Raw genomic sequence first — 16,905 nt, forward strand, 5'->3', positions numbered from 1 at the left:
TGAAATTATAGGATGAGTTGCTTTAATCAATACATTTTGATTTTGAAATCATGCATTTTTTATTTTATTATGAAAACCTTAAATTTGTGTATATTCAAATTCTGAAAAAATGAAAAAATCAATCTTATTTCTTCTATTATTCTCTTTTAATTCAGTTATATTTTCTCAAGAAACGGAATCAGCATTTGATGAAAAACTGGCAAAATCGCTGAATGCAGATGATTACGGAATGAAGCAATATGTTTTTTGTTTATTAAAAACAGGAAGCAATACAACCGCAACTAAAGAAGAAACCAAAAAATTATTTGAGGGACACATGGCTAATATTAATCTATTAGCAAAAGAAGGGAAACTGGTTGTGGCAGGTCCTTTCATAAAAAACGAAAGAAATTACAGAGGTATTTATATTTTTAACGCCAGCAGTATTGAAGAAGCTAAATCATTTGTGGCGACAGATCCTGCGGTACAATCGAAACTTCTGGAAGCAGAATTAACGCTTTGGTATGGAAGTGCCGCTTTACAAGAAACACTGAAAATTCATGATAAAATAGCCAAAACTAAAATCTGAAAGCACAAATAAATAATTGAATTGCATAAATTAAAAAAACTATGATAACCGAAAAAGAAAAAATGATTGCTGGAGAATATTATTTGGCAGGCGATCCTGTTTTAGTAAAAGACAGACGAAAATCTAAAAATTTACTCCATCGATTAAATGTTACCGAGTATCGAGTAACCAAAAAAGCACGTGAAATTCTAAAAGAACTGATTCCTAATGCAGGAGTAAATCTTTATATTGAACCGCCATTTTTTTGCGATTACGGCTACAATATCAGTTGTGGCGAAAATGTTTATTTCAATGTAAACTGTGTCGTTTTGGATTGTGCCAAAGTAACTATAGGTTCCAATGTCTTTTTTGCTCCGGGCGTTCAATTGTACACCGCCACACATCCGCTGGATGCTGAACTGAGGAAAACGTTGGAGAATGCATTGCCAATAACCATTGGCGATGATTGCTGGATTGGCGGAAATTCCGTTATTTGTCCAGGAATCACTATTGGAAATGGTTGTGTTATTGGCGCAGGATCTGTAGTTACAAAAGACATTCCTGACAATTCATTGGCAGTAGGAAATCCTGCAAAAGTGATTCGGAAATTGAATGAATAATGAATATTGGAATTACAATTTCTCAAAAATAAATTTTCCTATCTTTGTTATAACAACTTAAACAAATCATAATGAAACATCTTAAAACATTTCTAGTCTTGGCACTTATCGTTGTCGCAAACTCAGTTTCGGCACAATCCACTTTTGAGAAGTGGCCTGCCATAAAAGAATTTCACGAAGTAATGTCGCAAACTTTCCATCCGGCAGAAGAAGGAAATTTGGCTCCAATAAAAGCACGTTCGGAAGAAATGATGAACAAAGCAGCGATGTTATTAAAATCAGATATTCCAACAGAATTTAGAACTGATGCTATTTTAGCTTCAGCGGAACGATTACAAATTAAAAGCAAAGCGCTTCACAAATTAGTAAAGTCTAATGGATCTGATGCCGCAATTGTAAAATCAATTACTGACTTACACGACACTTTCCATGAAATTGTGGGACTTTGTTCCGATGCAAAAAAATAAAAACCCAAAGCCTAATCATCCGATTAGGCTTTCTTCATTATAGTACAAATGCTACAACTTAATAAAATTCACCACATTGCCATTATTTGTTCTGATTATCAAAAATCAAAAACGTTCTACACGAGCGTTTTAGGATTAACAATAATACAGGAAATTTACCGTGAGGAAAGACAATCGTACAAACTTGATTTGGCACTTAACGGAGAATATGTGATTGAATTATTCTCATTTCCAAACCCGCCAAAACGTCCTTCCACACCTGAAGCGGCTGGAATGCGCCATTTAGCTTTTGAAGTCAATGACATTCAAAAAACGCGAGATTATTTAGTGAATAAAAATATAACTGCAGAAGCAATTCGTATAGATGAATTTACTCAAAAAAGCTTCTTCTTTATCGCAGATCCAGATAACCTACCGGTTGAATTTTATGAAAAATAAAATCTCTTCCAAAACGATAAAATGAATATAATTATCACTCTCTTTTTTTCATAATGAATACTAAATATAAAATAAAAAGGAGTTACCGCAAAACCAAGTACATACTATACAAAGAAACTTTGGTTGATTTCAAAGAACATTTCTGGGCTTTTCTCGGTTCCTTTATAGGCATAGGATTAATCGCTTTTTTACAATCTCACACATTACCACAATCTGATGTGATTTATTTAATAGGTTCCTTTGGAGCATCGAGCGTATTGGTTTATGGTGTCATCCAAAGTCCATTGGCACAGCCTAGAAATCTTATTGGAGGGCACTTAATTTCTGCAATCATAGGCGTTACAGTATATAAATTCGTCCCGGATATCGTTTGGTTAACCGCTCCACTTGCTGTTTCCCTCTCCATTGTTTTTATGCAAATGACTAAAACATTGCACCCGCCAGGAGGTGCAACCGCACTGATAGCGGTAACTGGCTCAAACGAAATAAAAAATCTAGGCTACTGGTATGTATTTTCTCCTGTTTTAACCGGTGTTCTTATTTTGCTAGCCGTAGCTTTGGTTTTTAATAACATGACATCAAACAGACAATATCCAACTCATAAAAAATACCATCAGTTCCGAAAAAGAGTCGCAAGTGTTTTTAAAATTAAACCAAACGACTAAAAACTTTAATTTCGGAGGTAAATATTTAGTTCTAAAACAAGATTTACTTTTTTCCTTTTCTTCGAAAATATTTCGATATTGATGTATTCCTTGTTTACGCATACGCAAAAATATTATCAACAAATCGAAAATGTGAAATCTAAATCTAAAATTATATTTTACCTTTGACCTTTCATAAAAACAAAGATTATGGTTTATAAATTTAGAGTGATTCTAGACGCGGAAGAAGATGTTTTTAGAGACATTGCAATACTTGAAGACGATACCTTAGAAGATTTGCACAATGCAATTTTCAATTCCTTCGGCTTTGACGGAATGGAAGTGGCCTCTTTTTATACTTGTGATGAAACTTGGAATCAAGAAGATGAGATTTCACTTTTTGATACCGGTGATGTTCCAGGCGAGCAAAAAATCATGAGCGATTACCAATTATCCGATATTTTAGACAAGCAAAACACCAAAATTTTATATGTCTATGATTTCATAAATATGTGGACATTCCTTGTAGAGCTTGCTGCTGTAGAAGATCAAGTTGTTGGGAATTTATATCCTGAAACTATTTTTTCTCATGGAGAAATGCCGGATGAAGCAATGGAAAAAAACTTTGAATCTGACAATGCCGATGACTACAACGCCGAATTTGAAGATGGCTTAGACGAAGATGATCTGGACATGTTTGAGGGCGATGACAGTTTTGAAGATTATGGGTTTGAGGAGAATTGGAATTAGTCCTCTCCCCAACCCTCTCCAAAGGAGAGGGAGACTAACCACATAAAAATAAAATGAATTTCCGTATCGATACCCAAGGACATTTTTTTTAATGGCTTTCTTTGTTAGGCATTACTCCAGACAATTATAAAAAAATTTAATAAATACAAAATCACGCCTCATCTCCCCTTCCTTCGGAGGGGGGGGCTGGGGGGAGGAAACCATAAAAAAATATGATCAACTTATATAACACGCACATCGAAAACTTATCCATTCATAGAGTGGGTAATAAAAGTAGAAACGAAGCCATTTTTTTATCGGAGCAACCGTTTAATCTGAATGATGAGATTGTGCCTTTGATGAAAGAATTTTTCTTTAAACCTTTTAGAGAGAAAGAAGAAAACTATTTTCAGTTTGCCCATGAAATTGATTTGGACTATAATGATATGTTCAAATTTGCAACGGAAGTTTTTGATAATCCAAGTACGATTCATGACGTTTCTAAAAAAATCACCTCACACTTATTTGAGCAGTCCAACCATCCGCACATCAAGAATGGTGAAGTTTACGTAACATATTTAACGAACGTGAGCATTGATAATAATGTGGTGGATGCTATAGGAATTTTCAAAAGTGAAATACAAGCGGATTTTTTGCAGTTTGAAGAAAAAGCAACGCACTTAGAAATGATTTTACAACAAGGTGTCAGTTTGAATAAGCTGGACAAAGGATGTATTATCTTTAATTATAAAAAAGAAGAAGGATACAAAATCCTAACTGTTGACAGTAACCGCTATGATGCCAGATATTGGTTGGAACATTTCTTATCTGTAGATGCTTTTGAGGATGAAAACTTTATCACTAAAAAGTATTTAAAATTCTGTCAGAACTTTGCTAAAGATGTTGTTTTTCCAGCCGAAGACAAGAAAGAAGAAGTGATGTTTATGAACCGTTCGGTAAATTATTTTGCCAAAAACGATCAGTTTGAAGAAACTAACTTTCTAAATGAAGTTTTAGACAATCCAGACTTAATTCCTGAGTTTAAAAACTACAAAGTTGACAAAGGTGAAAAATACAGCATTGAGGATGTAACATCTTTTCCTATTGCGAATGCAGCAGTTTCTGACGCTAGAAAATCAATCAAAAACGTTATTAACTTAGACACACACATCCAAATTAAAATGGATTTCATCAACCCTGAAAGTGCTGAAAAATATGTGGAAAAAGGATGGGATGAAGAGAAACAAATGTATTATTACTTAGTTTATTTCAATAAAGAAGAGAAAAGTTAGTTTGCAGTAATTAGTGTTCAATGATCAGTCACTGTTCAAAGAGCGATAATTAAAAATATATCAATCTCCAATTGCGAAAGTAGTTGGAGATTTTTTTTTAGAAATAAACGTAAAAACCAACCATTGAAATTTGGTTTATTTGTAAATTTACGACACCAAAAGCCAACAGAAAATGACGCCTAATTTTTTCAAAGAAAGCCCGTTCAAAACGTTGATTTCGTTTCATAAGCTCATAGAATCCTTGGAGGAAATTGCGATTACCAATGTAGATTATCGGGCGAATTATGCCAAAGCATTACTTAAAGAAATTGAGCCTTTTCCTGAATTTATAACAGGGATAGAAAATTTGGATTTGATTCACGAAAACGAAACTTTAATCCAATATTTACTGGCTGATTTATTCCCAACGGCTTTAACAAACAATGAAATTAAGGCAGTTACGATTCCATTTCAGAATTTTACTTTTAATTATACAGAACGCTTCAAAAAAATTGTAAATGAAGCAGGTGTATTATTTGACATGGCGATTCGGGACTTTGATGAACATCAATTTTACGTGATGAGCTGCACGCTGATTTTGAATGAATTTTATGGTCAGAAAATTGATTTCAACAAACCTTTATTTTACGATATTCCAAACAAAAAAGGAATTATGAATCAGTACCGTATTTTATACAATGCTGATTTTTTAGAAATAATTGCCACTGATAAAGCACCAAAATTATCGCAAGACGACATCGATATGTTAATGGATAATTATGACGACCTTGCTTTATGGAAAGAGAAATTTCCGGTTGAGAGCTGGATTCTAAAAGGTTTTGGAATCGCAATTCTCTTTGATGCAACCACCGAAAGCTCAATTTCCAAGTTAAAAAGTAATCTACTGAAACCGGAAAGAGAACAAATAGCATTACAGGAAAATTTCGAATCTATTTTTCGTTCCATTTTTAAAATAGCCGATTTAAGAGTTGGCGTAATTGTATACAATGCAGAGGAAGATAAATTTGTAAAACCAACGTTGAATGACACTAGTCTGACTAGTTTTATCCTGTCTACCGAAGAAGAAGTACCCTGCAAAAATGCATTGTTGGGTTGTTCATTTGAAAATTTATTGGAAAACAACAAAGCCATATCCATTTCTAATGTTGAAAAATTTGCTCACGAACCCGGAAACCAAATATTTGGTAGTCATTTATTAAACCAGAACATTCACAGTTGTATTTTTGCGCCCATTATAAAAAACGGAATGCTTCTAGGAGTAGTTGAGCTTGTTTCAGCCAGTCCGAGAGAGCTGAACAGCATTAATGCCAGCAAATTGGACTTGATTTTACCTTATTTGATTGATACGGTGGAACGATACAACAGGGATATGCAAAACCAAATTGAGGCAATAATCCAAAGAGAATATACGGCAATTCACCCGAGTGTTTATTGGAAATTCCGAAAAGAAGCACAGAAATATTTTCAAACGCAGACCAGAGATTACATTTTTAAAGAAATTGTTTTCAAAGAAGTTTATCCTTTGTATGGACAAATTGATATTAAAGGTTCTTCAAATCACCGAAATGAAACTGTGAAAGAGGATTTAAAAAACCAGTTGAATGCGCTTATCCAAATCTTTGACAATCAAAAAACAAAGACGAATTTAGTTTTATTGGAACAACGAAAGTTCGAACTCCAATCGCTACTAAAACAACTAGATTCGCCTTTGAAAGCAGATACGGAGCAACAAATTCAGCTTTATATTGAAAATGAAATCCATCCCATTTTAAGAAATACTAAAACGGATTCTGCCGGAGAAATTTTGGAAAAAAATTATTTTGAAAGTCTGGATGAAAAATCAGGAATGTTTTACCATTCCAGAAAGAAATTCGACAATGCCATGTCGATTATCAATAAAAAATTAGCGTCTATTCTTGATAAAAAACAAGCCGAAGCACAAAATATTTATCCTCATTATTACGAACGTTTCAAAACGGATGGCGTAGAACACAATCTTTATATTGGATCTTCGATTGCTCCATCAAAAGCTTTTGACACCATGTATCTTCATAATTTAAGGTTGTGGCAGTTGCAAACCTTATGTGAAATGGAATTGGAACACCACCAATTGAAATATTCCTTACCGTATGAACTCGATGTAACTTCTTTGATTTTAGTTTTTAGTTCGCCAATTTCCATCCGATTCAGAATGGACGAAAAACGTTTTGATGTGGATGGGACGTATAATGCCCGCTATGAAGTGGTAAAAAAACGCATTGACAAAGCCAATATCAAAGGAACCAAAGAACGAATTACCGAAAAAGAAAAAATCACGATTGTTTATTCGCACAACAACGAAGAAACCGAATATTTGAATTACATCAAGTTTTTACAATTCAAAAATGTTTTGGAACCTAATGTAGAACAATTTGAAGTGGAGGAATTACAAGGAGTTTCAGGACTTAGAGCCATTCGTGTAAAAGTCAGCAATAAAAATTCCGATGAAACTCAAAAAAACTTTTCATACCAAGATTTGTTGGATGAATTAAATTAAGCTTACACCATTTTGAAAGCAATTACAAAAGCAATTACGGATAAAACAATTCCGATCATAAAAAAATTATAAGCAATTCGTAACAAACGGTATTTTTTTTCGAGAACCACTCCTAAAAAATACAAATCTTTGATCATTGAATTATACAAGTATTCCTTGTCTTTCATCATCTCATTCATAGCCCATTGGTATTCTGCCAAATCCATTTTATAAAAATTTCCAAAAAAAAGTAAATTCACTTTTTTGTCTTCGATATCTTGACGCGTAAAAATCCCCTTAGTCACTTTTGGTCGTGTTGAAAGTATTGCAAAAACAATAGTAATCACACTGGACATCAGCATGATAAAAGTAGGAATCATAAGATGCGCATTCCTTGGGCTGTCTAATTTTGGGATCAAAGTGGAAAGCGCAATAGAAATTATAATAGCATTTACAGAAAGTAAAATGTTAGCTTTACTATCAGCAATACCGCTTAAACTGGTATGATTGTTCAACGTTACCCGAAACAAAGTATCAATAGCACGATCAGGCTTTTCCTCCTTTTCGCGTTTTTTTAATTCCTTGTCTAATTCTTTATTGGTATTCAATTCCATTTTGTTTCTTTTTTTCTGCAATCTTTTTATATTTTTATCCTTTAATGCTTGCCAATTTTCCAGAGCAAAATTAGTATAATATTGATGTTTATTCGATAAAAAATCTATGTTTTCAGCGACCCAATCGGCATCAGAATATGTTTTTTGGTTTAAATTCTCCCATTCAATTCGCAACGCATTACAGCTTGTTGCATATTCCTTAGTGGAAAGATGATAGTAATCCGCATCTTTAATTATTTTTTCAGAAGGCGTTTTTGGTAGATATCCATACGTTGTAGAACGAATTAAATCAGACACTTTCGCTATATAATCAGCTGATTGTTTGTATTCCGTTAAGAAGTTTGTCGCTATTGCAGCGCTACTTTCTTCATGATTGCAGCAACCGTTGATGTATCCTGTATCATGAAACCATGCAGCAACGAGCAAAATTTCTTTATCAGATGACACTATATTTTGAGAATCAGAGAGCTTATTAACAGCGGAAACTACATCAGTTGTATGCTTTAGATTATGATACGTATATAAGGAAGAAAGTTTATCTTTGAACAATTTTTCAACAAAGTCTTTGGCCTGTTCTACTAGATTCATGGACATATTTTTATACTACTAAATTATGAAATTATTTTCTGATAATTGTTTTATTACTTTTAATAAAGCAGGTTTTATATTATTCTTATCGGGATTAATGATACAATCATGTGCAACGCATCACGCACAATTTGGACAAAACATCAAAAAGCCAGTTACTCTGAACGCAACAGACAGTTCAAAAATTGCGCATACATTTTATTTAATTGGCGATGCCGGAAATACCAATGAAACAACCGCAAAACAAACACTGGCAGATCTGGAAAATAGATTAAAAAAAGCAACAGAAAACACGACTCTTTTATTTCTTGGAGACAATATTTATCCAAAAGGATTGCCTAATACTGAACTTACGAACGAACGCATTATTGCCGAAAGTAAACTGACAAATCAACTAAAATTATCTAAAAATTTCAAAGGCCAAACTATTTTCATTCCCGGAAATCATGATTGGTATAGCGGCATAAAAGGATTAGAACGTCAGGCTAAATTTGTAACCGAATACCTCAACGATAAAAAGTCATTCCTTCCCAGAAAAAGCTGTGGTATTGATGATTTAGAAATAAGTAAAAATCTAGTTTTAATTACTATTGACAGCCAATGGTTTCTGGAAGATTGGGATAATAGTCCCACTATAAACGATGATTGCACAATAAAAACCCGGGAAGCTTTTTTTGTCGAGTTTGAAAATCTTCTAATTAAAAACCAAGAAAAGACAGTCGTTTTAGCTTTGCATCATCCATTAATGAGTAATGGATCTCATGGAGGACAATTTTCAGTAGAGAAGCAACTTTTCCCATTGGAACAAAAAATTCCACTTCCGGTTTTAGGTTCTGTTGCTAATTTTTTACGAAAAACCTCCGGTGTAAGTCCGCAAGACATTCAAAACAAACAATACACCCTTTTTATTAAAAGAGTAAAAACACTATTGCAAAATCAAGACAATGTTATTGTGGTTTCAGGTCATGACCACAATTTGCAATACATTGAAAAAGACAATATCAAACAAATTATCAGTGGCGCAGGTTCTAAATCAGAAGCTGCAAGAGCAATTTTCCCCAATGATTTTTCGTATGGTCGAAATGGATACGCAACGTTAGCCGTTTTTGAAAATGGAGCTGCAAAAGTTTCTTTTTTTGGTAAGGAAGATAACAAAGAAAAACTTATTTACGAACAATTGGTCTTGGATGAAAAAGATGATTATAACACCCAAATTTTTCCCGCTACATTTCCAAAAACGACTACTTCAAGCATTTATACGAACAAACAAACTAAGAAATCAGGATTTTACAGATTCTTCTTTGGGAACCATTACCGAAAATATTACAGCCTGCCAATAGCAGCAACGACAACTACTATTGACACCCTTTTTGGCGGTCTGCAACCCAAACGTTCCGGTGGTGGACATCAGTCAAATTCATTACAACTCACAGATAAAAACGGCAAAGAATATGTGATGCGTGCCATGAAAAAAAGTACCACGCGTTTCCTGCAAGCAGTGGCATTCAAAAACCAATTTATTCAAGAAGAATTTGAGAACACGTATGCTGACGATTTGTTATCTGATTTTTATACAACCGCGCATCCTTACACTCCTTTTGCTGTGGGGAATTTAGCTGCAAAAATTGGTGTGGCGCATACTAACCCGAAACTGTATTATATTCCAAAACACAAAGCGTTGAAAAATTTCAATGCTAATTTTGGTGACGAATTGTACCTTGTTGAAGAACGACCAACGGACAGCCAGATAAACGTAAAAAGTTTTGGCGATCCTCTAGCCATTATCAGTACAGAAGATGTAATGAAGAACCTTCACAAAGACGAAAAATATTCTGTTGATGAAAGTGCCTACATCAGAGCAAGATTGTTTGACATGCTCATAGGAGATTGGGATAGACATGAAGATCAATGGCGCTGGGGCGAATATCAGGAAGGAAATAAAATTATTTACAAGCCAATTCCGCGTGACCGAGATCAAGCATTTACAAAGTATGATGGTGCTTTGCTGTTTGTTTTAATGAAAAACGTAGCATTGCGTCACATGAAACCTTTTAAGGAGAAAATGTCAAATGTCAAATTGATGAACCGTGAACCATACCCGTTAGATCTTGCCTTTATAAAAAGTGCCGATGAAAATGAATGGATCAAACAAGCAAAATACATTCAGGAAAACCTTTCAGATGCGGATATTGATGGTGCTTTTACAAATTTACCAAATGAAGTTCAAGACGAGACAATCAAAGACATAAAGCATAAACTCAAACTGAGAAGAAATGAATTGCATCAATCTGCTTCAATATATTATTCAGTATTACAACACACCGTTTTAATTGTTGGAACAGATAAAAAAGATAAATTCATCATTCAGAACAAAGAAAAAAATAAGCTTGAAATACAAGTGTATCGTGTGAAAAATGGGACAGACGAATTACAGTACACTAAAAATTTCACCGCTAAAAAAACAAAGAAAATATGGATTTATGGGTTAGATGATGATGATATTTTTGAAGTAAATGGTGCATCAAACTCGGGAATAAAAATTCGATTAATTGGAGGACAAAACGAAGATTCTTATACCGTAGAAAACGGAAAAAAAATAAAAATTCATGATTTTAAATCAAAAGACAATACGTATAATCTCGATTCTAAAAGTACAATTTTGTTATCTGATGACTATGAAACGAGTTTGTACGATTATAAAAAACCAAAATATAATTTCTTTTCAGCACTTCCAAATATTGGCTTTAATCCTGATGACGGTATCAAATTAGGAATTGTCAGTGGTTACCTTGTCAACGATTTTAAACAAAATCCATACACTCAGAAACACAGCTTGAAAGCCAATTATTTCTTTGCCACAAAAGGGTATGAACTGATTTACAATGCTAATTTTCCAAAATTATTTGGTAAGTGGGATTTAAATTTTGAAAGTCGATTTACCAGTCCAAATTTCACCATCAATTATTTTGGTTACGGAAATGAGACGGTGAATGAGGATGATACTTTTGGAATGGATTTCAATCGCGTTCGAATCAAAATGTTGAAAGTGATGCCTTCCATAAAAAGAGTAGGCAAATACGGCAGTTCCATCCAGTTTCAAACCAGTTTTGAAAGAATCACTGTAGAAGAAACCATGAACCGATTTGTTGACATTTCGGGAGATATAAGTCCCGCTGTTTTTGATGACCAACAATTTGCCGGAGCAACCTTAAAATACAGTTATGAAAATTATGATGTTCCCTCCTTTCCAACCATGGGAATGGGATTTTCTATTGCTGGGACATGGAAAATGAATTTGGACGACACCAAACGAAATTTCCCTGCCATAGAAAGTAAACTTAATTTTAACCATAAAATTGATGCTAACGGAAAATTAGTTTTGGCCACCATCCTGAGGGGAAAAATGGTATTGAATGATAATTTTGATTTTTTCCAAGGTGCGAATTTAGGTGGTGACTACGATTTGAGAGGATTTAGAAACGAACGTTTTTTAGGAAACCAATCTTTTTATCAAAGTAGTGATATACGCTGGAATTTAGGCAAAATAAAAAGAAGTATTATCCCGATGTCTTTCGGAGTTTTAGGAGGTTTTGATTACGGGAGAGTTTGGTTAAAAGGCGAAAATTCAGAGAAATGGCACCAATCTTTTGGCGGTGGATTGTGGCTTAACGGTCTGAATGCATTGACGGCACGTCTAACTTATTTTAAAAGTGCAGGTGAAGAAGCGCGAATAGCTTTTGGGTTAGGATTTGGATTTTAACATTTTTATGGAAACATCATAAACATTTCCTCCCAGACTTTTAGTTCTCTCATCGGCAATGAACAAGCGATCATTATCGGCGAAGCAGGCCGCTTCTTTTTGGGAAAAATGATTTAATTCTAATATTGTTTTTGTGCCCTTTAGAAAATTATCCCCTTGAAAATTTTCAAATAAAAAGAGTTTATCATGAGTTAGAACTGCAACTTTAGTCTCGTCAGGGCTAATCGTTGCACTTGTAATAGCACAAGAATTATACGCGTCACATGTTTTGAATTCCCCCACTAAAACCGCTTGCTGAAAACCGGGTGTATTTGGAATTTTATACAAAAAGGCGGTTCCATCAAATCCTTTGCTTCGGTTTTTAGTAAAGAGATAGAAATTATTTTTAAACTCAAAAAAACCTTCTACATCATAAAACATTTCAGATTTTTTAGGAGGAAAATCTTTTTGTTCCGGATAGGCAAAAGAGACTTTGTAAACCGGATTTGTACCTTTAGAAGTTAAAGCATTTTTATCGATTTTATAAATGCTTAAATCCTGTCTTTCATTATCATTATTACCAAAATCACCAATATATAAGTTTCCTTCAGCGTCTTTTGTAATATCCTCCCAATCGATATTCTCTGTATTTTCGATGGTAATAGTTCTCTCCATTTTGCCATTGGAATCTAATCCATAAATGGCATTGGCATTCCCGCGGTCTTCCAAAGTCCAAAGTAAATCCGTTTCAGGACTGTATATTATTCCTGAAACTTCTTTTAATTTATTTGGCAACGCATAGAGAGTTGTCAAGGATTTCGATTCTTGCTGACAAGCAAACAGAGTAAAAACAACGACAAAAGAGCAATATTTTTTCATGGTGTGAAAACGATAATTAATAGTAAATTTTGATACTGAAATGATTACTAAATACAATAACGAATTAAATTATATTCTTGAACACCTTATTTCCTTTGAAATTTCGAGTGATAAATTCGAATGCTGCAGCCATGATATTTCCCATCGATTTTGCCTTTTTAAAATTCAAATCATTGGTATAACGATACAACTCCATTTGCAATTGTTTCAAATGAGATTCAGGCGCAAGTTCATCCTCACCCATAATTTCTAACAACCTGTTTATTCTATTTTCGGCAGAAAGTATTCTTTTGGCTAGGACAGATCTTTCTTCATCTTTATATTGTTCGATAGAACTGTTTTGAAGTTTGTCTTTGACCAATTTTACCATTGGGTAATTTTCTTTAAAAAACTGCGGGCGGTAGACTTTAAAATTCCCCTCGTAACACTGCTGGTCAAAATCGATTGCACGAATTTTATAAACGACGTGATCAAAATCATGCGTGGGAACAATCACATAATTATAAGAACGCATATCTCCTAATAATCGAATCATGCAGCGTTCATTGAACTTTACAAATTCTTTGGCTATTTGTGATTTCTCGGTTTCTGTACAATCAGCTAGTAAGGTTTTGATAAACACATCGCCGGGAATTCCCATAATATGTTCTTCAATCAAAGTGTCTTTGTAAACTAAAAAGTTGATTTTATCAGGCGAAAGAATATGTTCCAGTTCTAAGCCATACACTCGGGAAGCATCGGCTTTCTTGATGTAAAAATGAGTGTAATTGTCATTAAGAATATTTCTTACTTTTATTCGGAATGGTTTCGAATTTCCAAAAGTGCAATAATCAATAGAATCCACATTTAAGAATTTGATAATCCCCAAATTTCCATCCGAGTGCAATAGCGAATAGATTTTTTTTAGATTCAAATCAATTTCTTCTCTTTCAAATTCATTGTAATACACTCTAATCCATAAGGTATCCTGTTCGTTTTTATCGTAAACCGTTACAGATCCTGAAAAGCGTAATAAATCATCGTAAAAAATAGAAACTTTAGATATCCGATCAAAACGCTCTAAATACTCCAGAAGGGAATTATTTATAGGATAAGATGGTTTTTTAAAAAGCATTATTGGCTCACTCATTGGAAAAAATTTAATACAAAATTACAATAAATAAACCTGCTGAATGGGAATAGTTTCTAATTATATACCCGTTTTAAATTGAATGATTTTGAAGAGAAAACAGGTCAAAAATTTAAAAAAAGAAGGTACATTACTCATAGAAATTAGTTTAGAATCCGAAAAAACTTACATGAAGAGTATCCTTTCAAATTTTCATCATTTAAAAGCTAGAAATAACATTAAATCTTATAGAAAAATATGCTGAACAATTTATTTCAAAATTGTAAAAAAAATACGAACATATTTTTTTTTAAATCTATAATACGTTATCTATAAATTATAGTTCCGACTTGGTAAAAAAAGTCTTTTTATGTTAAAAAAAACCGACACCGAAGATATTAGTTTTATATTTGAAAGCCCCCAATGCCTTAAAATATTTAAAACCTACTAATGACTGATAAACTTGAACTCTATTTCAAGGCTGCGCAATCAGCTAAGATTGGTATTTGGAAAATGAATTTAGAAACCAATCACATTTTCTGGGATATGGTTACCAAGTGTATTCTGGAAGTTTCTGATGATTTTGAGCCTGTTTACGGTAGCGGAATACATTTTTATACTCCTGGTCCAAATAGAGAGCGAATTACAATGCTTATTGAAAAAGCGATAAACGAAGGCATTTCATTTGAAGAAAAATTTGAAATAACGACAGCAAAAAATAATATTAAATATGTAGAATGCATTTGTCAAGTAGAATTTGTTGATGGAAAACCTTTCAATTTATTGGGTACTTTTCAAGACATCACAAATGAGCAAAATTTAATTAATGAGCTTCAATTAAATGTAGAAAAATTTTCATCTATATTCTCCAGTGCTAATGACGCTATTTTTATCATTGACACTTCTAACGGGGTTATTACCGATTGCAATCCAAGATCCGAAGAACTCACTGGATATCAAATTTCTGAATTAAAAGGCTTGCATAATTCCAGACTTTTTCCAGAGGAACACCGAAAGGAAGCACGGTATTTTCTTAGATATAATTTATACCGGAATCAATATAACGTAGATGAAACGTTCATCAAAACTAAATATGGAAAAGTAATTCCTGTCGAAATAGCCTCCGGAAAGAAATTTCAGATGGGTGACATCACGTATTTAGTATGTTATATCAGAGATACCAGCGAAAGAAAAAATGTTGAAAATAAATTGAATATGCTTTCGCTCGCTGCCTCCGAAACTACAGATACAATTGTTATTGCTAATGCAAAAGGAGTTGCTGTGTGGGCAAACCAAGCTTATCTGGATCTCACGGGTTTAGAAATAGAAGAAGTTATAGGACAAAAACCAGGCTATTTATCCAAAGGTCCTGAAACGGATGAACAAACTACTTTATTGATGAAAAAAGCAATCGAAAATAAAGAAAGTATAAAAATCACGATACTCAATTATACTAAAAAGAAAGAAAAATACTGGTTTGAGTTGAATATCACAACAGTGTTTGACAGTGAGAATAACTTCATCAATTTCATAGGTGTAGGCCGAAATGTTACTTCAAGAATTGAAAAAGAGTTAGAACTAAAAAAACTCCTAGAAGTAACAAGCAGTCAAAATAATAAATTATACAATTTCACACACATTGTTTCGCATAATATCCGTTCACATACCAGCAACCTTTCTATGGTTGTTGATGTGATTGAAAATACAGATGATGTTCACGAGAAACTTTCGTATTTTGACCTGTTCAAAGAAGGAACCGAAAAACTAGCGGAAAGTATTGAATATTTAAACGAAATTATAACCATTCAACAAAAAACAAATATTGAAAAGAAAGGAATTCGTTTAAAGCAAGAAATCGAAAAAACAAAAAAGTCATTACGTTTAGCGATAAAAGAAAGCAAAATACAAATCACTGACACCATTCCTGATGATTTGATTGTAACTGCAATTCCCGCTTACTTAGACAGTATTTTACTAAATTTGTTTACGAATGCCATAAAATACAAATCACCAAGACGAAATGCTACCTTAACAATAGGATTTGAAATTATTGAAAATTATATCGTAATAAATTTTAGAGACAATGGTCTAGGATTAAATTTAGAAAAAAACGGTCATAAACTTTTTGGAATGTATAAAACGTTCCATGGTAATGAAGACGCAAAAGGGATTGGTTTATTTATAACCAAAAACCAACTGGAAGCAATGGATGGCAAAATTGAAGTAGAAAGTGAAGAAGGTCAGGGTTCAAATTTTAAAATTTATCTAAATGAAAAATAAATTGACATATATCATTGATGATGATAAATTAACCGTAAAACTAATGAGTATTCTTATTTCTAAAAATGATTTTTGTGAGGAAATACAATCCTTTTATAATGCACAACATGCGATTGATAAATTAAAACAAAATGCGCTTGAAGACGGATTTTTACCCGATGCTATTCTGCTGGATCTGAATATGCCATTCATGGACGGATGGCAGTTTTTAGATGAATTTATTTTATTATCCCTAAAAAAAGAAATCTCTATTTTCATCATGACTTCTTCTATAGATCCTGCAGATATTGAGATGGCAAAAAAATATAGCGTGGTTAAACATTATATTATGAAACCCATAACAGCCGAAAAATTACATAAGCTCTGCCTCTTAATTGGAGAAATAAACTAATTCCGATTAAATAGTAACAAATTCCTTTCTTGTTCGTCCTATATAAAAATGTAA

General features: G+C 33.3%; 14 protein-coding genes. 11 read left to right on the forward strand and 3 right to left on the reverse strand.

Annotated elements, in window-relative coordinates:
• Positions 1–109: 109 nt before the first annotated feature.
• The 8 genes from DR871_RS10115 (at position 110) to DR871_RS10150 (ending at position 7,273) form a co-directional block, all read left to right on the forward strand.
• Positions 110–568 carry a YciI family protein gene (locus DR871_RS10115; protein ID WP_113666182.1) on the forward strand — a complete coding sequence of 153 codons (459 nt, stop codon included), beginning with the start codon at positions 110–112 and terminating at the stop codon, positions 566–568.
• A gap of 41 nt (positions 569–609) precedes the next feature.
• On the forward strand, positions 610–1,167 hold the full coding sequence (locus DR871_RS10120) for a sugar O-acetyltransferase (RefSeq protein WP_113666183.1): 558 nt from the start codon (positions 610–612) through the stop codon (positions 1,165–1,167).
• Positions 1,168–1,238: 71 nt separating this feature from the next.
• The gene (locus tag DR871_RS10125) at positions 1,239–1,634 is read left to right on the forward strand and encodes a hypothetical protein (RefSeq protein WP_113666184.1); all 396 of its coding nucleotides are present in this window, start codon (positions 1,239–1,241) and stop codon (positions 1,632–1,634) included.
• 48 nt (positions 1,635–1,682) lie between these two features.
• Positions 1,683–2,072, forward strand: coding sequence for an SMU1112c/YaeR family gloxylase I-like metalloprotein (gloA2, locus tag DR871_RS10130; protein ID WP_113666185.1), 390 nt, complete (start codon positions 1,683–1,685; stop codon positions 2,070–2,072).
• Positions 2,073–2,125: 53 nt separating this feature from the next.
• Positions 2,126–2,737, forward strand: coding sequence for an HPP family protein (locus DR871_RS10135; RefSeq protein ID WP_113666186.1), 612 nt, complete (start codon positions 2,126–2,128; stop codon positions 2,735–2,737).
• 189 nt (positions 2,738–2,926) lie between these two features.
• Positions 2,927–3,466, forward strand: a complete 540-nt coding sequence (locus tag DR871_RS10140; protein WP_113666187.1) for an IS1096 element passenger TnpR family protein — start codon at positions 2,927–2,929, stop codon at positions 3,464–3,466.
• A gap of 212 nt (positions 3,467–3,678) precedes the next feature.
• Positions 3,679–4,737 (forward strand): nucleoid-associated protein, encoded by a 1,059-nt coding sequence (locus tag DR871_RS10145; protein WP_113666188.1) that lies wholly within the window; start codon positions 3,679–3,681, stop codon positions 4,735–4,737.
• A 172-nt stretch (positions 4,738–4,909) separates the two neighbouring features.
• Entirely contained in the window at positions 4,910–7,273 is a 2,364-nt protein-coding gene (locus tag DR871_RS10150) for a GAF domain-containing protein (protein WP_113666189.1), read from the forward strand.
• A 2-nt stretch (positions 7,274–7,275) separates the two neighbouring features.
• Here the strand turns inward: DR871_RS10150 and DR871_RS10155 are convergent, their stop codons facing one another.
• Entirely contained in the window at positions 7,276–8,454 is a 1,179-nt protein-coding gene (locus DR871_RS10155; RefSeq protein ID WP_113666190.1) for a Pycsar system effector family protein, read from the reverse strand.
• Between the two features lie 25 nt (positions 8,455–8,479).
• Here DR871_RS10155 and DR871_RS10160 point away from each other — a divergent pair, with 25 nt between their 5' ends.
• A complete protein-coding gene (locus DR871_RS10160) occupies positions 8,480–12,214 on the forward strand; it encodes a metallophosphoesterase (RefSeq protein ID WP_113666191.1) in 3,735 nt (1,244 codons plus the stop codon).
• Here the strand turns inward: DR871_RS10160 and DR871_RS10165 are convergent.
• Positions 12,197–13,072: an SdiA-regulated domain-containing protein gene (locus DR871_RS10165; RefSeq protein ID WP_113666192.1), complete on the reverse strand. Its 876-nt coding sequence runs from the start codon at positions 13,070–13,072 to the stop codon at positions 12,197–12,199. The genes DR871_RS10160 and DR871_RS10165 overlap by 18 nt on opposite strands.
• A 64-nt stretch (positions 13,073–13,136) precedes the next feature.
• Positions 13,137–14,201, reverse strand: coding sequence for a hypothetical protein (locus DR871_RS10170; protein ID WP_113666193.1), 1,065 nt, complete (start codon positions 14,199–14,201; stop codon positions 13,137–13,139).
• 429 nt (positions 14,202–14,630) lie between these two features.
• Between DR871_RS10170 and DR871_RS10175 the strand changes: the two genes are divergently transcribed.
• The gene (locus tag DR871_RS10175; protein WP_113666194.1) at positions 14,631–16,460 is read left to right on the forward strand and encodes a sensor histidine kinase; all 1,830 of its coding nucleotides are present in this window, start codon (positions 14,631–14,633) and stop codon (positions 16,458–16,460) included.
• On the forward strand, positions 16,450–16,851 hold the full coding sequence (locus tag DR871_RS10180; RefSeq protein ID WP_113666195.1) for a response regulator: 402 nt from the start codon (positions 16,450–16,452) through the stop codon (positions 16,849–16,851). The genes DR871_RS10175 and DR871_RS10180 overlap by 11 nt, the downstream gene beginning before the upstream one ends.
• Positions 16,852–16,905 lie beyond the last annotated feature (54 nt).

Source organism: Flavobacterium petrolei (assembly GCF_003314435.2).
Taxonomy (GTDB): Bacteria; Bacteroidota; Bacteroidia; order Flavobacteriales; family Flavobacteriaceae; genus Flavobacterium; species Flavobacterium petrolei.

Coding starts and splice junctions, on each gene's coding strand:
- DR871_RS10145 (WP_113666188.1), top strand. CDS start 3,679: ATGATCAACTTATATAACACGCACATCGAAAACTTATCCATTCATAGA.
- DR871_RS10165 (WP_113666192.1), bottom strand. CDS start 13,072: ATGAAAAAATATTGCTCTTTTGTCGTTGTTTTTACTCTGTTTGCTTGT.
- DR871_RS10160 (WP_113666191.1), top strand. CDS start 8,480: ATGAAATTATTTTCTGATAATTGTTTTATTACTTTTAATAAAGCAGGT.
- DR871_RS10170 (WP_113666193.1), bottom strand. CDS start 14,201: ATGAGTGAGCCAATAATGCTTTTTAAAAAACCATCTTATCCTATAAAT.
- DR871_RS10135 (WP_113666186.1), top strand. CDS start 2,126: ATGAATACTAAATATAAAATAAAAAGGAGTTACCGCAAAACCAAGTAC.
- DR871_RS10150 (WP_113666189.1), top strand. CDS start 4,910: ATGACGCCTAATTTTTTCAAAGAAAGCCCGTTCAAAACGTTGATTTCG.
- DR871_RS10175 (WP_113666194.1), top strand. CDS start 14,631: ATGACTGATAAACTTGAACTCTATTTCAAGGCTGCGCAATCAGCTAAG.
- DR871_RS10140 (WP_113666187.1), top strand. CDS start 2,927: ATGGTTTATAAATTTAGAGTGATTCTAGACGCGGAAGAAGATGTTTTT.
- DR871_RS10115 (WP_113666182.1), top strand. CDS start 110: ATGAAAAAATCAATCTTATTTCTTCTATTATTCTCTTTTAATTCAGTT.
- gloA2 (WP_113666185.1), top strand. CDS start 1,683: ATGCTACAACTTAATAAAATTCACCACATTGCCATTATTTGTTCTGAT.
- DR871_RS10125 (WP_113666184.1), top strand. CDS start 1,239: ATGAAACATCTTAAAACATTTCTAGTCTTGGCACTTATCGTTGTCGCA.
- DR871_RS10155 (WP_113666190.1), bottom strand. CDS start 8,454: ATGAATCTAGTAGAACAGGCCAAAGACTTTGTTGAAAAATTGTTCAAA.
- DR871_RS10180 (WP_113666195.1), top strand. CDS start 16,450: ATGAAAAATAAATTGACATATATCATTGATGATGATAAATTAACCGTA.
- DR871_RS10120 (WP_113666183.1), top strand. CDS start 610: ATGATAACCGAAAAAGAAAAAATGATTGCTGGAGAATATTATTTGGCA.